The sequence below is a fragment of the Ruegeria sp. K11 genome (assembly GCF_056531905.1).
Map to the genome: position 1 here is coordinate 1 of NZ_JBQFMP010000041.1, position 2115 is coordinate 2115.

At 56.2% G+C, this 2115-nt stretch carries 3 protein-coding genes; all 3 read right to left on the reverse strand.

Annotation, left to right across the window (positions count from 1 at the left end):
* The coding region (locus ACR0K4_RS22925; RefSeq protein ID WP_480855911.1) for a copper resistance D family protein at positions 1-778 on the reverse strand (778 nt) is incomplete at its 3' end.
* A 2-nt stretch (positions 779-780) separates the two neighbouring features.
* Positions 781-1122: a copper resistance CopC family protein gene (locus ACR0K4_RS22930; protein ID WP_480855912.1), complete on the reverse strand. Its 342-nt coding sequence runs from the start codon at positions 1120-1122 to the stop codon at positions 781-783.
* Between the two features lie 10 nt (positions 1123-1132).
* Positions 1133-1564, reverse strand: coding sequence for a c-type cytochrome (locus ACR0K4_RS22935; RefSeq protein ID WP_480855913.1), 432 nt, complete (start codon positions 1562-1564; stop codon positions 1133-1135).
* Positions 1565-2115 lie beyond the last annotated feature (551 nt).

Sequence of the window (2115 nt, forward strand, 5' to 3'; positions counted from 1 at the left end):
CCAAGTGGCGGGCAGCTTTGTCGTCCCCGGACTGCATGGCCGGAACGAAGCGGAGCTTGTTTGCGGCTGCCAACGTCAAGACCAAGACAACGAGTGCAATTTTGATCAGCAGGGTTTGCCCGTAGCCCGTTGTCATTAACGCCCACATATCGCCAAGCAACATCCAAGCCATCAGCAGTCCCGCCAAAATCAACGCAGGGACAATAACCGAAGCCACCTGTCCAAACCGATGTCCCAACATGGCCGCGTTGCTCAGATATTCTGGCCGTTGAGATAGAGTACGTAATGGTCCAAGGACGCCGATCCAAAACGCGACCCCCAGAAGGTGCAAGAGCAACAGCACACGGAGGCCGGTTATCTCCAACTCGGGGACATGCCCGATCTGGGCGAATGACCACAGCGCGATCATTCCACCGGCAAGCGCGATCCATTGGCCAATTAGGGGCATGAATACCCCGACGATCATCAATACCGTTCCGACAACCCGATAGATGAGAACGTCGCCAACCGGGCTCTGCCACAGCAGACCGAGCATTTCTGGATCAGTCATACCATCTGCTCCGCCCGTTAGGGCTGCACCGCGCAGCATGAACCCAAGGACAGAACCCGCAAGCGCAAGTCCCGCCAACAGAGCAATCTGACCACGCATTCTATCGCTGAGAGTCCGCACCAAGTCGGCAAAAGCAACCCGAGTGATCAAAAGTCCAGTCGAACCACTAATGCCGACATACATCATCAGCTTGGACAGTATTGCGCCTATTCCCCAGATATCGGGCATGGTCAGTCCACTGTGAACGTGAACTCGCCCTGCATGGCGTGCCCGTCCGCACCCAAGCCCCGCCATTCGATGCGATATGTGCCTTCGCCCATGCTTTGAAGCGGGAGCGCGAACGCGCGCCCAAAACTTGTCTGGTCTCCAAGGTCGAGTGTGACGGTATGAGTCTCCTGATGGATCATTTTGACCTTCGTTAGGCGAATATCATCCGCGAAATTGAAACTGATCTCAGAGGGTACTTCGGCAACCGTCGCGCCGTTTTCGGGTGTGGTGGTGTCCACGCTCGAATGGGCAAAGGCGTTTGTGGCAAGCATGGAGATCAGTGCAATTGTGGTGAGCTTCTTCATTGGCGGTTCCTCAATTTATTCCATTAGCGCGCTGGATTTCGCGGATATAGTCGACGACCATCGCCACGTCGCCACGTGTCAAGCCTTCAACCGGAGGCATGTCGCCAAACTGCCAGTGGTGGCTTCTGACGCCCATTGCGACCGCGCGTTGAAAGGACTCGTCTGCATGATGGCTGGGTTCATAGGTAATATGGATCAGCGGTGGCCCTGCGCCTTCTACGCCGACTGCGTTGCTGCCGTGGCATGCGGCGCATGCGGTTTCAAATATACGCTGCCCGATGGCCGCATTCCCTTCAATAGGCGGCATCTGAATTGCCACCATCGCGTCGCCCTCGACAGATGCCGACTGCGCGGCGTCCTCAACCGGGACAGGGCGTAGAGTGATGTAGGCAGCGACGGCTGCCACGGCGCACGCGCCGATCAGGAGATGTTTTCGGTTCATGTACTGGTCCTAACCTTGTGTAACAGAGTGGTGCCGCAAATAATTCGCAGCACACCGGAACGTGTTCACTGCCGTGAACAGCATCGGAAATCTGTTTTAAGCGTTAGGTGGCCTGTCCGGGTTGTCCGGTTCATTGATCGTCGAGAGGTTTGTAACCTGCAATGCCAACACAACCGCTGCTTGGTTAGGTTTGGTTTCGAATGCCTGCGCCGTAAGCGCGAGAACGTTACACAGGAACGGATTGCACCCTTCGTGCGTCGCACTGTCCGGCTCATGCTGGTCGTATCCGCCAGAAGCGGCTGAAATGTGGTTAGCGTGTTGAGCTTCAACAGTTGTAGCCATGTGATCAATACAATGTCCGCCAACGCAATCATTGGACAGCGCATGCGCGACGTTCCCAAGCCCCATAACAAGGATCAGAAAAACCGTAAGAACTGTCGTGGTTATTAGCCGAAGGTACTTCACGTGGCGAACCTACCCCGGATTCTGACCGAACACAACGCGCGTGCCAAGGGCCGCGCAACGCCCAGTGTTCCACTACCGGGTACGCA

What these genes read in the sequence shown, in the direction of transcription:
- ACR0K4_RS22930 (WP_480855912.1), bottom strand. Translation starts at nt 1,122, where the DNA reads ATGAAGAAGCTCACCACAATTGCACTGATCTCCATGCTTGCCACAAAC.
- ACR0K4_RS22935 (WP_480855913.1), bottom strand. Translation starts at nt 1,564, where the DNA reads ATGAACCGAAAACATCTCCTGATCGGCGCGTGCGCCGTGGCAGCCGTC.